The sequence below is a fragment of the Nesterenkonia cremea genome (assembly GCF_014642675.1).
GTDB lineage: Bacteria > Actinomycetota > Actinomycetes > Actinomycetales > Micrococcaceae > Nesterenkonia > Nesterenkonia cremea.
In genome coordinates, this window is sequence record NZ_BMIS01000001.1 from 307,940 (window position 1) to 325,318 (window position 17,379).

The 17,379-nt window shown below is 66.9% G+C and carries 19 protein-coding genes; 12 read left to right on the forward strand and 7 right to left on the reverse strand.

What is annotated here, in order from left to right; all coding sequences use genetic code 11:
- The first annotated feature begins 12 nt into the window (after window positions 1–12).
- Both IEW85_RS01415 and IEW85_RS01420 read left to right on the forward strand, forming a co-directional pair.
- Window positions 13–702 (forward strand): hypothetical protein, encoded by a 690-nt coding sequence (locus tag IEW85_RS01415; RefSeq protein WP_188682186.1) that lies wholly within the window; start codon window positions 13–15, stop codon window positions 700–702.
- On the forward strand, window positions 702–1,901 hold the full coding sequence (locus IEW85_RS01420; RefSeq protein WP_229658695.1) for an FUSC family protein: 1,200 nt from the start codon (window positions 702–704) through the stop codon (window positions 1,899–1,901). Before IEW85_RS01415 ends, IEW85_RS01420 begins: the two co-directional genes overlap by 1 nt.
- 45 nt (window positions 1,902–1,946) lie before the next feature.
- Here IEW85_RS01420 and IEW85_RS01425 read toward each other — a convergent pair whose 3' ends face one another.
- Window positions 1,947–2,462, reverse strand: coding sequence for an amino-acid N-acetyltransferase (locus IEW85_RS01425; RefSeq protein ID WP_188682187.1), 516 nt, complete (start codon window positions 2,460–2,462; stop codon window positions 1,947–1,949).
- Window positions 2,463–2,702: 240 nt separating this feature from the next.
- Here IEW85_RS01425 and pstS point away from each other — a divergent pair, with 240 nt between their 5' ends.
- The 4 genes from pstS to pstB all read left to right on the forward strand — a co-directional run bounded on the left by pstS (window position 2,703) and on the right by pstB (window position 6,977).
- Window positions 2,703–3,818, forward strand: coding sequence for a phosphate ABC transporter substrate-binding protein PstS (pstS, locus tag IEW85_RS01430; protein WP_188682188.1), 1,116 nt, complete (start codon window positions 2,703–2,705; stop codon window positions 3,816–3,818).
- 155 nt (window positions 3,819–3,973) lie between these two features.
- On the forward strand, window positions 3,974–4,966 hold the full coding sequence (pstC, locus tag IEW85_RS01435) for a phosphate ABC transporter permease subunit PstC (RefSeq protein WP_373286534.1): 993 nt from the start codon (window positions 3,974–3,976) through the stop codon (window positions 4,964–4,966).
- A complete protein-coding gene (gene pstA / locus IEW85_RS01440) occupies window positions 4,966–6,174 on the forward strand; it encodes a phosphate ABC transporter permease PstA (RefSeq protein ID WP_188682189.1) in 1,209 nt (402 codons plus the stop codon). Before pstC ends, pstA begins: the two co-directional genes overlap by 1 nt.
- A 23-nt stretch (window positions 6,175–6,197) precedes the next feature.
- Entirely contained in the window at window positions 6,198–6,977 is a 780-nt protein-coding gene (gene pstB / locus IEW85_RS01445; RefSeq protein WP_188682190.1) for a phosphate ABC transporter ATP-binding protein PstB, read from the forward strand.
- Between the two features lie 3 nt (window positions 6,978–6,980).
- Here pstB and IEW85_RS01450 read toward each other — a convergent pair whose 3' ends face one another.
- From IEW85_RS01450 to IEW85_RS14805, 5 genes are all read right to left on the reverse strand, one after another.
- Entirely contained in the window at window positions 6,981–8,006 is a 1,026-nt protein-coding gene (locus IEW85_RS01450) for an inorganic phosphate transporter (protein WP_188682191.1), read from the reverse strand.
- A 10-nt stretch (window positions 8,007–8,016) separates the two neighbouring features.
- Window positions 8,017–8,628, reverse strand: coding sequence for a hypothetical protein (locus tag IEW85_RS01455; RefSeq protein WP_188682192.1), 612 nt, complete (start codon window positions 8,626–8,628; stop codon window positions 8,017–8,019).
- Between the two features lie 285 nt (window positions 8,629–8,913).
- Window positions 8,914–9,276 (reverse strand): divalent-cation tolerance protein CutA, encoded by a 363-nt coding sequence (gene cutA / locus IEW85_RS01460; protein WP_188682193.1) that lies wholly within the window; start codon window positions 9,274–9,276, stop codon window positions 8,914–8,916.
- Between the two features lie 6 nt (window positions 9,277–9,282).
- The gene (locus IEW85_RS01465; RefSeq protein ID WP_188682194.1) at window positions 9,283–9,771 is read right to left on the reverse strand and encodes a YbaK/EbsC family protein; all 489 of its coding nucleotides are present in this window, start codon (window positions 9,769–9,771) and stop codon (window positions 9,283–9,285) included.
- 41 nt (window positions 9,772–9,812) lie between these two features.
- Complete coding sequence (locus tag IEW85_RS14805) at window positions 9,813–10,154, reverse strand: hypothetical protein (protein WP_229658696.1); 342 nt, start codon at window positions 10,152–10,154, stop codon at window positions 9,813–9,815.
- A 151-nt stretch (window positions 10,155–10,305) separates the two neighbouring features.
- On the opposite strand from IEW85_RS14805, the gene IEW85_RS01475 reads away from it, so the two are divergent.
- From IEW85_RS01475 to IEW85_RS01495, 5 genes are all read left to right on the forward strand, one after another.
- Window positions 10,306–11,760, forward strand: a complete 1,455-nt coding sequence (locus IEW85_RS01475; protein WP_188682195.1) for an SNIPE associated domain-containing protein — start codon at window positions 10,306–10,308, stop codon at window positions 11,758–11,760.
- 20 nt (window positions 11,761–11,780) lie between these two features.
- Entirely contained in the window at window positions 11,781–11,990 is a 210-nt protein-coding gene (locus IEW85_RS01480) for a hypothetical protein (protein ID WP_188682519.1), read from the forward strand.
- 4 nt (window positions 11,991–11,994) lie between these two features.
- The gene (locus tag IEW85_RS01485; RefSeq protein WP_188682196.1) at window positions 11,995–13,491 is read left to right on the forward strand and encodes a sodium:solute symporter family protein; all 1,497 of its coding nucleotides are present in this window, start codon (window positions 11,995–11,997) and stop codon (window positions 13,489–13,491) included.
- Between the two features lie 127 nt (window positions 13,492–13,618).
- On the forward strand, window positions 13,619–14,026 hold the full coding sequence (locus IEW85_RS01490) for a VOC family protein (protein ID WP_188682197.1): 408 nt from the start codon (window positions 13,619–13,621) through the stop codon (window positions 14,024–14,026).
- A gap of 40 nt (window positions 14,027–14,066) precedes the next feature.
- Entirely contained in the window at window positions 14,067–14,330 is a 264-nt protein-coding gene (locus IEW85_RS01495) for a glutaredoxin domain-containing protein (protein WP_188682198.1), read from the forward strand.
- Window positions 14,331–14,392: 62 nt separating this feature from the next.
- Here IEW85_RS01495 and IEW85_RS01500 read toward each other — a convergent pair whose 3' ends face one another.
- A complete protein-coding gene (locus IEW85_RS01500; RefSeq protein ID WP_229658697.1) occupies window positions 14,393–15,133 on the reverse strand; it encodes an alcohol dehydrogenase catalytic domain-containing protein in 741 nt (246 codons plus the stop codon).
- A gap of 333 nt (window positions 15,134–15,466) precedes the next feature.
- Between IEW85_RS01500 and IEW85_RS01505 the strand changes: the two genes are divergently transcribed.
- Window positions 15,467–17,332, forward strand: a complete 1,866-nt coding sequence (locus IEW85_RS01505; RefSeq protein WP_188682199.1) for a serine hydrolase — start codon at window positions 15,467–15,469, stop codon at window positions 17,330–17,332.
- Window positions 17,333–17,379 lie beyond the last annotated feature (47 nt).

Consider the following 17,379-nt stretch of genomic DNA (forward strand, 5'->3'; position numbering starts at 1 on the left):
ATCCTTGTCCTCATGAGTTCTCAGGGGCCTCGGAAGCAGTCCGATGCGGTGTACCGGCGCCGGCGGATCGCCGTCGGCATCCTGGCGGTCCTGGCGCTGTTGGGCGTCTGGTGGCTGGTCTCCACCATCATCGGGCTGTTCACCGATGATGAGGAGCCCGAGGAGACCGCCTCCGAGCAGCAGGCCGAGGAGTCCGCCGATCAGGACGCCGACGCCGGCTCCGATGAGGACACAGATGACGCCGACGGCGGCGAGCACGACTCCGAGGGCGGCGACGGCGGCAGCTGCGCCCCCGGCGATGTCCAGATCACCGCCGACACCGGCGATGAGTCCTACGCCCCGGACGAGGCCCCGCTGCTGATCCTGGAGATCCAGAACACCGGCAGCGAGGACTGCACTCTGGATGTGGGAACCGCACAGCAGAGCTTCGTGGTGGCCTCGGGCGGCCGCGAGATCTTCAACACCGCCCAGTGCGGCCCCGGCGAAGGGGCCCAGGGCGAGCAGGCCCAGGACGAGGGAGCCTCCTTGGAGATGGACTTCGATCCCGGCCAGACCGAGCGCGCACATCTGACCTGGCCGCGGTCTGACTCGGCCGCGGACTGCACCGAGCCTGCTGACCTCGAGCCCGGCACCTATGAGCTGACCGTCAGCCTGGGCGGGATCACCTCCGAGACCCACGAGTTCACCCTGGCGGAGGCCTGATGGACGACGACCGCATCTCCGAGAGCGCCCCGGACAGCCACGACCGACCGGAATCCTCGGGCAACCTGCCCCGCGGTCTGCGCGTCCGCCTGCGCGAGGGCCGCCGCTTCCTGACCAACCGGCTCTCCTCCGGGCTGGTGCGTGCCCGCCGCTCCATGATCCCGGCTCTGCAGATGACTGTGGCCGGTGTCGGGGCCTATACCTTCGCAGAACGTGTCGTGGGCCATGAGGCGCCGATCTTCGCCGCTGTCGCCGCGCTGATCGCCATGGGCTTCTCCAAGGAGCCTCAGCTGCGCCGCACGGTGGAGGTGGCACTGGGCTGCACGTTGGGTATCCTCATCGGCGATACCCTCCTCTACTTCTTCGGCACCGGACTGGTGACGGCGCTCGTCGTCGTCTTCTTCTCCATCATGCTGGCCCGCATCCTTGACCCGGGTGCCACCTTCACCATGCAGATGGGTCTGCAGGCGCTGCTGGTGGTGATGCTGCCGGCACCCGACGGCGGGCCCCTGGTGCGCAGCATGGATGCGGTGATCGGCGGGTCGGTGGCCATCCTGATCACCGTGATCACTCCGAAGGACCCGCGCCGCGAGCCGGTCCGCGAGCTGAAGTCTGTGGCGGAGGAGCTGATCAAAGCGCTGCGCGAGACCGGCGCGGCGGTGCGTACCACTGATTCGAGGCAGGCCTGGCATGCGCTGATCCGCTGCCGCGGTCTGCAGGACCAGATCGACGGCGTGGCCACCTCCATGCGTTCGGCCCGGGAGCTGACCAGCTACTCCATCGTCTCCCGCCACCACCGGCATGACGTACGTTCGATGGATCAGGTGGCCTCTCGGCTGGACCTGGCGGTGCGCAGCATGCGGGTGGTCTCTCGGCGCACGGTCAGCATGCTGGACCACGCTGGTCTCACCGAGGAGGGTGCGGAGAAGCTGAGCTCCGCCTTCGAGGAGCTCGCCGAGGGCACGCTGCTGCTCTCCCGGACGGTCTCGGAGACCAGCTCCGGCGACAGCCCACGGATGAGCGTGGCCCGCGACGCCTACGCCACGGTGGCCCGGCAGCTGCACCCGGCACGGCTCAGCGTGGACACTCTGGAGGGGGAGACAGTGGTCCTGCTGCTGCGCACGATGGTGGTGGACCTCCTGGAGGCCACAGGGCTGGACCATGACGACGCCGTCGCCCACCTCCCGACGCTCGAGTAGCCCGGTGCCGGGGTGATCTCTGGCGAACCTAGGGGGACCTCCGGCTCAGAGGTGCAGGATCATCCGGGTGTTGCCCAGAGTGTTCGGCTTGACCCGCGCCAGGTCCAGGAACTCCGCCACGCCCTCATCGGGGGAGCGCAGCAGCTCGGTGTAGACCTCCGGGTCCACCGGGGTCTGGTCCTTCATGACCTCGAAGCCGTGCCGGGTGAAGAACTCCACCTCGAAGGTCAGGCAGAACACCCGCTGTACGCCCAGGGCCCGGGCCCGCTCCACCAGCCGGCGCAGCAGCGCGGAGCCGACGCCGCGGCCCCTCCAGTCGTCATGGGAGGCCAGTGTGCGCACCTCCGCCAGGTCCTCCCACATCACGTGCAGCGCACCGAAGCCGGCCATCTCTCCGGTGGCCTCCGCCTCGGCCACGAGGAACTCCTGGATGGACTCGTAGTAGGAGACGGTCTCCTTGGGCACCAGCGCCCGGCGCTCCACCAGCGGCTGTGCCATCTCGACGATGTCAGTGACGTCTGAGGTGCGTGCGGAGCGGATGTGGAAGCTTCCCGAAGTCATCGCCCCAGTCTAGAGGGGCGCAGAATCCGTTCACCAAGGGTTCACCTCTGCGTGCGGCACGCGTCACCTTAAGCCGCACTTATGGTCACCTGCTGTCCCTACTCTGACACTCGGTCAACCGGGCGCACTGAGCAGCTGTGCGTGCAGCCATCTCCTGCTCCAGCCGCCGTTTCCGGCTGCACCGAATGACTCCGATGACGGCGTGGCACCGCGCCAGAGCACCCTCAGAGAGGTTCAAACGTGAAGGTAGAACGCTTCGGTCGCACTGCGGCCATCCTGTCCGTCGCATCCTTCGCCCTCGTGGCCTGCGGCGAAGCCAACAACCCCGGTGACAACGGTGGCGACGGGGGAGGCGAGGTCGAGGCCAGCGACGTCCAGGGCACCCTGTCCGGCGGCGGAGCCTCCTCCCAGGAGGCAGCCATGACCGCTTGGACCAACGGGTTCACCTCTGTCGCTCCCGAGGCGCAGGTCAACTACGCCTCCGTGGGCTCCGGCGCGGGCCGTGAGGGCTTCCTCGGCGGCGAGTATGACTGGGCCGGCTCCGACGCCGCCATGGACGACGACGAGTGGGAGGACTCGCAGGAGATCTGCGGCCCCGACGGCGCCTTCCACATCCCCTCCTACATCTCCCCGATCGCCGTGGCCTACAACATCGAGGGCGTGGACGAGACCATCAACCTGGATCCGGACACTCTGGCCAGCATCTTCGCCGGCGAGATCACCTCCTGGGACGACGAGGCCATCGCCGAGCAGAACGAGGGCGTGGAGCTGCCGGACACCGCCATCACTGTGGTCCACCGCGCAGACGACTCCGGCACCACTGAGAACTTCACCGAGTACCTCGAGGCCGCCGCCGACACCTGGGAGCACGAGGCTCACGAGACCTGGCCGGCCGAGATCTCCTCCGAGTCTGCCCAGCAGACCTCCGGCGTGGTCGACCTGACCTCCCAGACCGACGGCGCCATCACCTACGCCGACGCCTCCCAGATCGGCAGCCTGAACTCTGTGGCCGTCCAGGTGGGCGAGGAGTACGTGGAGTACTCCCCGGAGGCCGCCGCCACTGCCGTGGACTCCGCCGAGCAGGTGGAGGGCCAGGCCCCCAACAACATGGCGGTGGAGCTGGACCGCGAGACCGAGGAAGAGGGTGTGTACCCGATCGTGATGGTCGCGTACAACATCTTCTGCAGCGAGTACCCGGACGCTGAGACCGCTGAGCTGGTCCAGGCCTTCGGCGAGTACGTGGTCTCCGAGGACGGCCAGAGCACCGCTGAGGACGCAGCCGGCAACGCTCCGATGTCCGAGGAGCTGCGCGACGAGGCCCTGGAGGCTCTCTCCGAGATCTCTGCTGCGGAGTGACCGGGCCGGTCACCACCGGCCGATCTCCATGCTGAGGATGACGGCGTCGGGGTGCGGATGCAGGAGTTGAACGCTCCTCCCGCGCCCCGGCGCCTGTTCCCTGCAGGCACCGGAGCATCGACACTGCATCTGAAGCATCTCGAAAGGCAGACCCTGTGAGCAGTCCTGGCGACTCACCCTCTTCGACCGCCGAACCGGCGGAGACCTCAGCCTCGCAGAAGCGCTCTCTGGCTGAGGGCGACAGCCGAGGCGTCTTCGGCGACCGGCTCTTCTCCACGCTGGCGCTGCTGGCCGGGGTGGCCATCCTGGTCACCCTCGCCTTCGTGGCGCTGTTCCTGACGGTGAACTCCACCGGCGCGATCTACCAGGATGAGGAGGGCCTCATCCTGGGCGCCTTCCTCGAATACGCCTACCCGCTGGTGGTGGGCACACTGATCGCCTCGCTGATCGCACTGATCCTGGCCACTCCGGTGGCCGTCGGCGTCGCGCTCTACATCTCTCACTTCGCCCCGCCGCGGCTGAGCAAGACCATCGGCTATGTGATCGACCTGCTGGCCGCGATCCCCTCGGTGGTCTACGGCGCCTGGGGCATGAGCTTCCTGGGCCCGGCCCTGGTGCCGGTCTACGCCTGGCTGCACGAGAACCTCGGCTTCATCCCGCTCTTCGCCGGGACCCCCTCGCAGACCGGCCGGACCATCCTGACCGCAGGTGTGGTGCTCGGCGTGATGATCCTGCCGATCATCACCTCGGTCTGCCGCGAGATCTTCATCCAGACCCCCAAGCTCCACGAGGAGGCGGCCCTGGCGTTGGGTGCCACCCGCTGGGAGATGATCCGGATGTCGGTGTTCCCGTTCGCCCGGGCCGGCATCATCTCCGGGATCATGCTGGGCCTGGGCCGCGCGCTCGGCGAGACCATGGCGGTGGCCCTGGTGCTCTCCCCGGGTCTGCTCACCGCCTCGCTGATCTCCTCGGGCAACAGCACCATCCCCGCTGAGATCGCGCTCGGCTTCCCGGAGGCCCCGCCGGGATCCGAGCGGCAGGCCCAGCTCATCGCCATCGGTCTGGTGCTCTTCATCATCACCCTGATCGTGAACATGACGGCCCGGTGGATCGTCAGCCGGCACAAGGAATTCTCGGGAGCCAACTGATGAGTCCTACAGAACCCAAGACCCCGACGCCGGCCTCGGTGGAGGGCCCCGCAGGGCCCGCCGGACAGCGCAGCCCCAAGCGAGGCCCAGGCCGCGGCAGCTCGCTGACCCAGAACACCATGCCCTGGTGGATCGGCCCGGTGGTTCTCGCCGCCGCCGCCGTGCTGGGTGCGGCGCTGAGCTCGCTGATCACCTTCAGCCTGGCCCTGTGGTTCATCTTCACCGCGGTGCTCTACGTGCTGATCAGCTATGTCATCACCCGGCTGCGGGTGAACCGGCGCAAAGCCACCGACGGCTTCTGGCGCAACCTGGTCTACCTGGCCTTCATCATCGCCCTGCTGCCGCTGGTCTCGGTGATCTGGTCGGTGACCTCCGTGGGCCTGCCCGGTCTGTTGGAGCCTGGCTTCTTCGCCTCGGACATGCAGGGCATCGACGGCAGCATCGACCAGCAGAGCCAGGAGGAGGGCACCCCGGTGCTGGGCGGCATCCGGCACGCGCTGATCGGTTCGCTGCTGATCACCATCGCCGCCACCCTGATCTCGGTGCCCATCGGCCTGATGACCTCCATCTACCTGGTGGAGTACTCCCGCGGCGGCACACTGGCCAGGGCGATCACCTTCTTCGTGGACGTGATGACCGGCATCCCCTCCATCGTGGCGGGACTCTTCGGCGGCGCGGCCATGGCCTGGTTCCTCAGCGTGGGCTCCTCCATGGGGCTGCCGCTGCCCAGCCGCTCCACGATGGGCATCACCGCGGCCATCGCACTCTCGGTGCTGATGATCCCCGTGGTGGTCCGCACCACTGAGGAGATGCTGCGCGTGGTCCCCAACGAGCTGCGCGAGGCCAGCTACGCACTGGGTGTGCGGAAGTGGCGCACCATTCTGAAGGTGGTCATCCCGACGGCGATCTCCGGCATCGCAGCCGGCGTCACCCTGGCCATCGCGCGGGTGATCGGTGAGACCGCACCCATCCTGGTCACCGCCGGCTTTGTGGTCAGCACCAACTGGAACCTGGTCCAGGGCTGGATGACGGCCCTGCCGGTCTACATCTTCCGGCAGTTCCAGAACCCCACCTCGCCGAACTTCTCGGACCCCTCGCATCAGCGGGCCTGGGCGGCGGCGCTGGTGCTCATCCTCATCGTCATGCTGCTGAACCTGACCGCCCGGATCATCGCCAAAGTCTTCGCGCCCAAGAAGACCGGGCGTTAGCACAGAAAGAAGTTCCTAACACTATGTCTAAGCACATCGAGACCAGAGATCTCAACGTCTACTACGGCGAATTCCTCGCCGTGGAGGGTGTGAACATCAGCATCGCGGCGCGTTCGGTGACGGCGTTCATCGGGCCCTCCGGCTGTGGCAAGACCACCTTCCTGCGCACGCTGAACCGTATGCACGAGGTGCTGCCCGGGGCTCGGGTGGAGGGCGAGCTGCTGCTGGACGGCGAGAACATCTACGGCACCGGTGTGGATCCGGTGACGGTCCGCTCCATGGTGGGCATGGTCTTCCAGCGGCCCAACCCGTTCCCCACGATGAGCATCCGGGAGAACGTCCTGGCCGGCTATAAGCTCAACGGCGCGCGGATGTCGAAGTCTCAGGCGGACGACGTCGTGGAGGAGGCTCTGATGGGGGCCAACCTGTGGAACGAGGTCAAGGAGCGCCTGGACAAGCCGGGCTCGGGCCTCTCCGGCGGTCAGCAGCAGCGTCTGTGCATCGCCCGGACCATCGCGGTGAAGCCGGATGTGATTCTGATGGATGAGCCCTGCTCCGCGCTGGACCCGATCTCCACGCTGGCCATCGAGGACCTGATCCACGAGCTCAAGCAGGAGTACACGGTGGTGATCGTGACGCACAATATGCAGCAGGCGGCCCGCGTCTCCGAGAAGACCGCTTTCTTCAACATCGCCGGCACCGGCAAGCCCGGCAAGATGATCGAATACGACGAGACCGCCACGATCTTCAACAACCCGAACAACGAGCAGACCGAGCGCTACGTCTCCGGCAAGTTCGGATGAGACTCAGAGCAGCAGCGGGCTCATCGCGAGGGTGAGCACCGCCGTCGCGCCGCCGGTGGCTATGGGGGTGGCACCCCAGTAGAGGCACATGCGGATGAACTGGCGCCAGTTGACGGTGGCGAAGCGTTGGTTGGAGCCGGCGCCCATGATCGATGACGCCGCCACCAGGGACGTGGACAGCGGCAGCGCCAGGCCGATGGAGCCGATGAACAGCAGGCCGGAGGTGGTGGTGGCCGCGATCATGCCGCGCAACGGGTCGATGGCGACCAGGCGGTGGCCCAGAACGTGTCCGATCCTCCACCCGCCTGTCAGGCAGCCGGCGCTGATGACCAGAGCGAAGACGATGTATGCGTAGGGCATCCAGTCGGTGGGATCCTCCACGCCTGCTGAAGCAAGTGCGATCAGCAGCAGGAAGGAGAAGCGCTGCCCCTGCTGCAGGCCGGTGCCCAGGCCGGTGATCCCCACGGAGATCGACTGCACCGTGCGGGCGACCCGGTTGACCTCATCAGGGTCCTCGCCTCTGGCGAAGGGGACTGTGGCGAAGACCAGCGCATAGGCGAGGCCGAAGGCCACCAGCGGCGAGATCAGCAGGGTCATCAGCGGGGCGAGCCAGGGCAGTCCCAGCACCGCCTCGGCGTCGAGGCCCTCCAGGGCCAGAATGGCCAGCGACCCTCCCAGGACGGAGGCGATGAGCCCATGGGTGATCGAGACCGGCATGCCTTTGAAATAGGCGAAGGTGCCCCAGGCGCAGACTGAGAGCAGCGCGGCCAGGATCATCCCCAGGCTCAGCTCCGGGTCCATATCCGGGAACTCGAACCACGAGAACAGCCAGATCCCCAGCGGCAGTGCGATCAGCACGCCGATGCCGTGGAAGATCGCTGAGACCCAGGTGGCGACAGAGGCGGTCAGTGCGCGGGTGCGGACCGGGATGGCGATGGAGTTTGCGACATCCTGCATGCCGGCGACATAGAGCGTCGGCAGCATCGCCAGGCCCACCAAGGCCAGCAGAATCAGAGGAACCGGATCCACAGCCGCCCCGTCAGGATTCGCGCACGATGATCGAGCCGGCGGTGATCGCGACGGTGCGCTGGGCCTCCACCGCAGAGAGCAGGGCCTCGGCCACCTGCGTCTGCTGCAGGGCGATATTCGGTTGGAAGGCGCCGTCGGTGGAGATGATCCACTCGCGGTGGGTCCGGTTGGCCTGCTTGGCCAGTCGCTGCATCTGGATCCAGAAATCCTCGAGCTGGTCGAAGTCGTCCAGCCGCGAGAGGGCGCCGATGGTCAGGTCGACCTGACGGGTGAGGGTCTCCACCTGCTCGGAGCTCTGTGGCGAGAGCTTGAGATGATTGCGGGAGATCAGGAAGTCCCCTGCGGCGACGACGTGCTCCATGGTGCGGTTCAGCTGCTGGGACAACGAGTAGATGTCTTGGCGGGGCAGAGGGGTCAGGAAGACGCTGCGCATATGGGTCATCACGTTGAAATGAAGGTTCATGGCGTTGCCCTCGAGGGTGAGCAGCTCTTCGCGCAGAGCCTCGCGCTCAGCCTCGGGGAGGCCCAGCAGCTGGGCGAGGAGCTGGACGCCGGAGCGGACCTCCCGGGCAGTGTTCGTCAGCAGCTCAGCGGCCTGCGACCGGCCTCGGCGTACGATCATGCGATGTGTGTCCCTGTCCCACAGATGAACGAGTGATGTCCTACCGACAGGGAGTCTATAGCGCCGAAGTTAACTCACCGGTACGGCGGGGTCCGAAGGCCGGGAGATCGAGAGGATTAGGAGTGCCGGGCTGGGAACGCCTCACGGCGCGTGGCCGCTCGTAGCGGCTTCTGGTTGGAGCCCGGGGGTTACCTGCAGCCCGGCACGTACTTAAGTGTGCTCCCCCGGAGGGCCTGCGGTCAACGTATGGGCCTCTGACGTGAGATTTCTCAAGGTCGGCGTGGCTCAGGAGCCGGTTCCGCGGCTGTTCTCGCTCACCCAGTCGAGGTATCCGGGGCTGCCGGAGATGATCGGCTGGACGATGATCTCGGGCTCTTCATAGGGGTGCTGTTCCAGCAGCATCTGCTGGACCTCCGGGGCGGATGAGGCGGTGGTCTTGAAGGTCACCAGCCACTCCGGATCGTGATGCACGTCACCTTTCCAACGGTAGAAGCTGCGGATCTCGGAGACCTGCGCGCAGGCCGCCAGCTGGGCGTCCACGACGGCGGAGGCGAGCTTCTCCGCGGCCTCGGAAGAGTCCGCGGTGGTCTGGACGGTGACGTGACGGGGGCTCTGAGGTGCGGGTTCGGCGTCGGGAGTCTGTGTCATAGGGCTTCAGGCGCTCTCCGCCTGGGCGGGCTCCACAGCGGTGGGGGCGCCGCCGGTGATCCGCACCAGGTCCTCGTAGGTGGTGGGGAAGACTGTCATGGGGTGGCCGGCGGCCGCCCAGATCTCGGGGTGCCGGGCCAGCTCGGTGTCCACGAAGGTCTTCACCGGGGCGGGGTGGCCCAGCGGCGCGACGCCGCCGATGGCCTGCCCGGTGGCCGCCTTCACGGTCTCCTTGGAAGCACGCACGACCGTCCCGTCCAGCTGTTCGCCCAGCCAGGCGGTGTCCACGCGGTGGGAACCTGAGGTGAGCACCAGGACGGGCTCCCCATCCAGGGTGAAGATCAGGGAGTTGGCGATCTGCCCGATCTCCACGCCGAGGGCCTCCGCGGCCAGCGCGGCGGTGGTGACGGCGTCGTCGAACCAGGTGATCTCTGGGCGCAGGCCGTGGTCGGCCAGAGCCGCCTGCACCTGCTGGACCGAAGGATGCGAACTCATACGACCAACCTAGCAAGGTGCGGTGGTGTGGATCGTGATGATCACCGTAGCCGACTGTGGTGATCGTGACCAGAGACCACCAGACGGCGTCGCCGATGCGGGTGATTTTGGAGCCGTCGGCGTTCTGCTCGGCGTCGAGGATGGCCAGCGCCGAGGATGGCCAGAGCTGAGACCAGCACCAGCAGCAGCGAGGTGAAGAAGACGTAGACGGTGACCTTGCCGCGCAGGGCCGAGCCGGCGGAGCGGCGCAGCGCCGAGATCAGCGTGACCAGGCGGAGCATGCGCAGCGCTCGCAGGGGCGGCAGCAGCACGATCGCCATCGTCCACCCGGTGGACTTGGTCCAACGGTCGTATCGGCCCTGTGCGACGGTCTTCTCCGGCATGCGTATCTGCCCCTCAACGTGCAGCGATTCCCGTGCAATCCAGCAGTCATCGGACTCGCGGTTCTGATGTACCGGGGTAGGGTTCCGGAAGCGCGAAGTCCGACGTCAGCGCGTTTTTCACAATCACTCGCAAGGAAAGAGGGGCCTTTCTATGTCCGAAGAGCAGGGAACTGCCGGAACACCCGTGGCAGAACGAGGCGCGCTGTTCTGGATCATCGTGGTGCTCCTGGCGCTGACGATGGTGCTGCTGTTCACCATCCCGTTCGTGATCCCCGCTCTGATCTACCTCTTCGTGCTCAGGGCCCAGGCGAAGAAGTCTCACCGAGCGGGGCAGGCGGAGGCCGGGCGGAACCGCTGGGCTGAAGCCGAGATCCACCGGCTGGGCATCATGGACCACTTTCAGAGGCAGGAGGAGCTCCAGAACCTGAAGGATGAGCAGAGCCGCTTGGAGCAGGAGATCCATCAGCGCCGGGCCGAGTGGGAGCAGGAAGAGCGGGAGATCAGCCGCACCAAGCTTTCACATACGCAGGAAGCTCGTGCTGTTGAGCGGAAGCTGCTGAACCTCAAGGACATGTACGACGTCCAGGACTATGGGCTCTACGACTTCGAGAATCCTGCTGATGATTCGGTTGAACTGAAGGAGACGCTGAAGGATGCGCAGGGCCGGATCAAGGAGATGGTCAGGAACAAGACCGCTGCCACCGGAACGACGACTATGACGTTCGACGGTGACCTGAAGAAGGGCCAGAAGATGGTCGATGACATGGTCAAGCTGTTGCTGCGCTCCTTCAATGCTGAGGCCGAGAATGCGGTGAAGACCGTGAGGGCCGGCCACCTGACCCAGGCTAAGAATCGTCTGGAGAAGTCGGCCAATGCGGTGGAGCGCCTGGGCAAGAGCATGAGCATCCGGATCTCGCCCACCTTCTACGAGCTGCGTGAGAAGGAGCTCAAGCTCACCCACCAGCATCTGGAAGCCGTGAAGGCCGCCAAGGAGGAGGAACGTGAGATCAGGGCGCGCCAGCGCGAGGAGGCCAAGGCCCAGAAGGAGTTCGAGGCGCTGAAGGCCAAGCAGGAGAAGGAGGTCGAACACTACCGCAATGTGGTCGCCTCGCTGCAGGAGTCCGGTGACGAGGAACAGGTCGTCAAGATGGCGGCGACTTTGGCCGAGGCTGAGGAGAAGCTCGATGACGTCGAGAACAGGATGGCCAATACACGCGCCGGCTATGTCTACGTGGCCTCCAACCGCGGAGCCTTCGGGGAAGGCGTGGTGAAGATCGGGATGACGCGCCGCCTCAACCCTGAGGAGCGCCTGAAGGAGCTTTCAGACGCCTCGGTCCCGTTCAACTTCGACAAGCACACCATCATCTTCAGCGAGGATGCCGTGGCTCTGGAAAACGCCCTGCATAAGCACTTCGCCGATCGCCGTGTGAACCTGATCAATATGAGGCGCGAGTACTTCTACGCGACGCCGGCTCAGGTGAAGGACGCTCTGATCGAGCACGACGTCCACGTCCTCGAGTATCACGAGGAGGCTGAAGCTGTTGAGTTCGAAGCCTCAGAACGTCAGCGGACCACACGAGTTCAGACTGACGCGGGAGATATCTGAGTCTGTGTATTCTGAAGTCCATGATCCGCACGGATGAGGGCCGGCGCAGCAGTCGGCGTCGTGCTGTCCTGCTGATCTCCATCCCGGTGATCATGCTGGCCATGTTCGTGGTCCCGTACACGCTGCTGCGTGAGGTGGACGCCTGGTACGGCAGTGCGCTGTTCTGGATGCTGGCCACCGGCGCGGTCATCGCGCTGAACGTGATCCTCTCCGCCGACTGGGAGGACTGAGCCGATGCCGGCCGAATGGGTATGGACAGGCGTGGGCGTCTATGTGGTGCTCGCGCTCGCCGCCGCGGTGCTCTCCCGACCGGGCCGCTCCGAGGACATGTCCGCCTACTTCCTGGGTGGGCGCCGGATGGGCGGATTCGTCTCCGCGATGAGCTACAGCGCCACCACCTACAGCGCCTTCATGATGATCGGCCTGGCCGGTCTGACCTATGCCGGGGGAGTGGGGGCGCTCGGCTTCGAGCTGCTCTACCTCTGCGGGGTCACCCTGGTGCTGGTCTTCGGGCCCCGATTCTGGCGGGTCGGCAAGCGCTTCGGCTTCATCACCCCCTCAGAGATGATCGGTCACCGCTACGGCAGCCGCTCGGCAGGGGCGACCACCGCCCTGGCCAGCTGCATCTTCCTGATCCCGTACGCCGCAGTCCAGCTGGCCGGCGTCGGGTATCTGCTCTCCGGGATGACCGGGGATGCGATCAGCTTCACCCAGGGCACGCTGCTGGCCATGGCGCTGGCGATCGTCTTCGCCATGGTGGCGGGGCTGCGCTCGGTGGCCTGGACCGACTCGCTGCAGTCGGTGCTGATGATCATCGGCGCCACCCTGGTGGTCATCGTGGTGATCTGGCAGTTCGGCGGCCTCGGCGCCTTCTTCGACGGACTGGCCGAGCAGCCCGGTGCGATGAGCGTGCCGGGGGAAGGTTATTTCACCTTCAGCACCTTCCTGGCGCTGACCCTGCCGTGGATCTTCTTCTCCATCTCGAACCCGCAGGTCAGCCAGCGGCTCTTCACCCCCGGTTCCATGAAGGACCTGCGGCGGATGCTGCTGGGCTTCCTGGTCTTCGGCTTCATCTACACCTTCGTCTCAGTGTTCTGGGGTTTCGCGGCCCGGCTGCACTTCCCGGACCTGGAGTCCAGCGATATGGCCACCCCCACGCTGCTGGGCTCAGAGCTGGTGCCCACACCGCTGGCGCTGATCGTGATGATCGGTATCCTGGCCGCCTGCGTCTCCACCATCGACTCGATCATGCTGACCCTGTCCTCCACGCTGAGCCGCGACGTCTACGCGGCGGTGCGCCCGCGCTCCTCCGAGCGGGGCCAGCTGCGGCTGGGCAAGCTGGCGCTGCCGGTGATCGCCGGTCTGGCCTACTGGTTCGCACACCTGGAGCTGGACCTGGTGGCGGTGCTCTCGGTGTCGGCGTCGGCGGGTCTGCTGGTGCTGGTCCCGCCCACGGTGGGCGCCTTCTTCTGGAAGCGCGGCACCGCGGCCGGGGTGATCGTCTCCGTGGTGGTGGCCGGGGCACTGGTCTTCGCGCTGGAGGCCACCGGCACGCTGTTCCTGGGTCAGGGCAGCGGCGTCTGGGGGCTGCTGGTCTCCGTGCTGCTGTTCGTCGGGGTCAGCCTGCTGACGCGGCCTCCGCGGGATCGGGCGGAGGAGTTCATCGCCGCCTCCCGGCGCGGTCGGCGGGAGACATCCGACGACGACGCCGCACTCGCCGCCCAGCGGTAGGTGCGCGGTCTGTGCCCCTGTCCCTCCCTGGCGAATTGCGTACCGGAATGTCGTGAATACGGGGATCGTGGTCGCGATTGTCGATGATGAGGTACACGATTCGCGCTGGGAGACCTAGGCTGGGGCCATGAGCTTCTCACGGCAGATCGTGGTCCTGGACGCGGCCGACATCGAGGCGGTGGCGACCTTCTGGGCCGGCGTCTACGAGGGCGAGGTCGTACGCGCCGACGCCGACTGGTACGAGATCAGTGTGGGCGCGGACCACCCCGTGGCGGTGCAGCGGGTGGCTGATCACGTTCGCCCGGAATGGCCCGACGGGCAGCCGCAGCAGGTGCACCTGGACTTCTTCGTCGATGACCTGCGGGCCGAGCACGAGCGCGTCATGGGCCTGGGCGCGGAGCTGCTGAAGCCCTCCAGCGATCCCGACGCCGAGACCGGCTTCCAGGTCTACGCGGACCCTGCAGGGCACCCCTTCTGCCTCTGCTGGGGCTGGGAGGCCTGGCGCGAAGAGCTGCGGCAGGGTTCCCACAGCTGAGCCGGGCGGCCGGCGTCGGGAACTCACTTAGGCTGGGGCTATGAGCGAGAACGCAGAGCAGAGCATCAGGGTCTTCGGCGCCGACTGGTGCCGAGACTGCCGGCGGACCAAGGCCCAGCTGGACGGGCTGGGTGTGGCCTACACCTATATCGACCTCGAGGCAGAGCCGGAGGCCGCTGACGTCGCCCGGGACATCTCCGGGAGGACCAACATCCCCGTGGTCCTCTACCCGGACGCCTCCCACCAGGTGGAGCCGAGCAACGCCGACGTGGAGGCCAAGCTGCGGGAGATCAGCCTGCTCTGACGTTTCTGCTCTGAACCCGAGAATTGCGTGCCTGATTGTGGAGAATATGGCGATTGCGGTCCCTATTCACCACAATCAGGCACGCAATTCTCGGGCCGGGCCGGCGTGCACCACCGGTAGAGCTGCTCGGGGGCGACTCCTGCGGCGTCGAAGGCGGCGTCTGCCCCCAGCCCGGAGGTCCTCTCCGCGATCACCTCCGGCACGTCCACTGCCCCTGGGTCCAGAGTCTCGGCGCCCAGCGCCTCGATGGAGGCCCGGCGACCGGCCGATGGCTCGACGACGGCGATCTCTGTCACCCCCATGCCGCGAAGGGCGAACCATATGCCGATGCCGATGGGGCCGGCGCCGTAGATCAGCGCTGTCCCCTGATCGGAGATCCCGCTGAGCTTGGCCGCGTGATAGGCAACGGACATGGGCTCCACCAGGGCCCCCATCTCCAGCGGGACACTGTCCGGGAGCCGGTGCACCTGCGACTGAGGCACCACGGTGTACTCGGCCATGGCACCATCGGCCATGAGGCCGTGGAAGCCGATCTCACGGCAGAGGTTGTAGTTCCCCGATACGCAGGGCCGGCACTTTCCGCATCGATAGATGGGTTCGACGGCGACTCGGTCGCCCACCTGCACCTCGGTGACGCCCGGGCCCGCCTCGACCACCGTCCCGGAGAATTCGTGGCCCATCACCAGCGGTTTTTGCCTGCCGGTGATCGGATGCGGCCCGTCTGCGGGGATGAAGATGGGGCCGTCATAGTATTCGTGCAGGTCGGTTCCGCAGATCCCGTTCCGGCTGACCTGGATCTTCACCTGCCCGACTGCGGGGTGGGTTCGGGGATGTCTTCGATCGTGACGTGGTTGCGGTCATGGTAGACGGCGGCGCGCATAGGGCCTCCTCGGCATCTCGGCAGCAGCTGTTCCCACCGGCTTCGGCCCTCAGGCCGAACCGATTGAGCATGCTGCATGTGGTGTATATCACTTGATACGGTCCAGTCTGGATGAGATGCGGAGCAGATCGTGTTCCGATCTGAAACACCTCCAGGTGTGGAAGGAGTCGGCCTGGTGGGAGTGCGCCCCTGTCGGCCTGGAGGAGATCCGGGCCACCGGGCGGAGGCCTTCCCGCCCCGCGCAGTGAGGAGACACATGTCCCGGTCTCGCGCCCTGGACGCGCTCGAACAGCAGATGTGGGCTCTCACCGATGTCCAGCCCTTCGACGTCCAGTGGCAGATCCAGGACCTGACGGCGTCGGGCGTGCGGACCATCGGCGCCGGGGCCCACATTCAGGCAGCCTCCTTCAGCACTCGCAAGGTCAGTGTGCTGCTGGCCTGTCTGGCGCGGGTGCACCGTGGGGACCTGTGCCTGGGGATGCGGCTTCCCATCGCCGAGGAGCACCGTGCCGGAGTCCAGGCGGGCATCATGAAGAACATGGCCGCCGGTGTGGAGCTCACGTTGGAGGATCATCTGCGTCAGATGATGATCACCTCGGACAATATCTGTACCCAGCTGGTCTTCGAGGCCATCGGCCGTGCTGCCGGTGACCCTCTGGAGGAGGTCAACCGCTACGTTACGGAGGTGGGGCTGACTGCTACGGTTCACCGCGAGATCTTCCCGCGCACCGGGGAGCTGAGCTGGGATCACAGCATTGAGCAGATGACGGTGACCTCTGCGGCGGACCAGGTTCAGCTGCTGGGCGCACTCGGCCGCGCCACCGGATGCGAAGGGGCCGCTGCGCAGCTGTGCATCACGCCGGTTCTGGCCCGGTTCGCCGTCGGCCTGATGCGTCAGATCCACACGCCGCGACTGGGGGCCGAAACCCGCTCTGTGGACTTCGCTGAGAAGAACGGGCGCGGACTGCGCGGGCTCTCCCAGGTCGGGCTGGCGCTCGCTGAGGATGGGGGACCTGTGGCGGCAGCTGCAGTCTTCGCTGAGAACGTCCCTGCCGAGCTTGCCGGCGGGCAGCCCGGGCGGGTGGCGGCCTATGACCTGTTCTCCGCCGTCGGCCGAGCGGTGGAGGCCTGGTACACCGGCGACGCCGCTCCGGCCGCACCCGGTCAGGTGCAGGTTGCTTCTCGCGGCGCTGTCACCGGGGGAGTAGGCCGCAGCGGCCAGGTTCCGCGCCCCTGGGCGGCGGTCCGGGCACTCGGCACGGCGGGGTCGGGAAGCAGAGGCGTCCGCGGCTTGGAGCACCGCGCCGCACAGAGCCATCCGCTGGCCGGCGCGGGAAAGCTGCTGGCTGTCCTCGCGCTTGCTGAGCGTGCCGAACACCAGCCGGGCCTGTCGGAGACGGCCGTGGAGATCACGGCGTCGCACCGGCGGAGGGCGAGTAACGGGCCGCTGCGCACCCTGACGGGGGAGCTGACTGTCTCGTTGGCTGACGCGCTGGCTCTGGTGGTCAGCACCAGTGACGTCGCAGCCGCCCTGGCAGTCCGCGATTCTCTGGAGGGGCACGGTCTGAGGCTGGAGTCAGAGGTGCAGCGGCTGCTCGATCAGCTGCGGGCCCATGGTGCTCCGCTGCCGGCCACGCGCGTGATGATGTGGGAGGGCGACTCCGCCCCGACGGGAGATCTCATCGCCGGTGAGACCAGCCCGCAGGACTTGGTGGAGATACTGGCTCGGCTCAGTGCCGCCGGTGGATTGGGAAGCCTGGCCGAGGCCGATGCGGCCGGGGTCAGTGCTGGTGCCGCCGGCAGGGTCCTGGGGTGGATGTCCCAGGTGTTCGAACCCGCAGGGCTGGCTTTCGCGCTGCCTGGCTGCGGCCCCAGGGGTGTTCCCCAGTGGAGCCTCTCTGCAGCGGAGCCGCACGCCACAGAGGCGACACGGGGGTGGGCGTCAGTGCTCATCACCCACCAGGGAGCTGACCCCATCAGCGGCACCGTCGCCTGCGCAGCGGCATACGTGCCGGAGGGCGATGCCTCCTCTGGGCTGCCGGCTGATGTCCACGGCGTCCTGGGACAGCTCGGACTTGAGGCATACCGGGCGGTGGAGGGGCGTGGTCTTCCGCAGTCCTGATCCTCTGGGACCAGGCGAGCAGCTTCGGGTAGCGTTGCGCAGAGCAG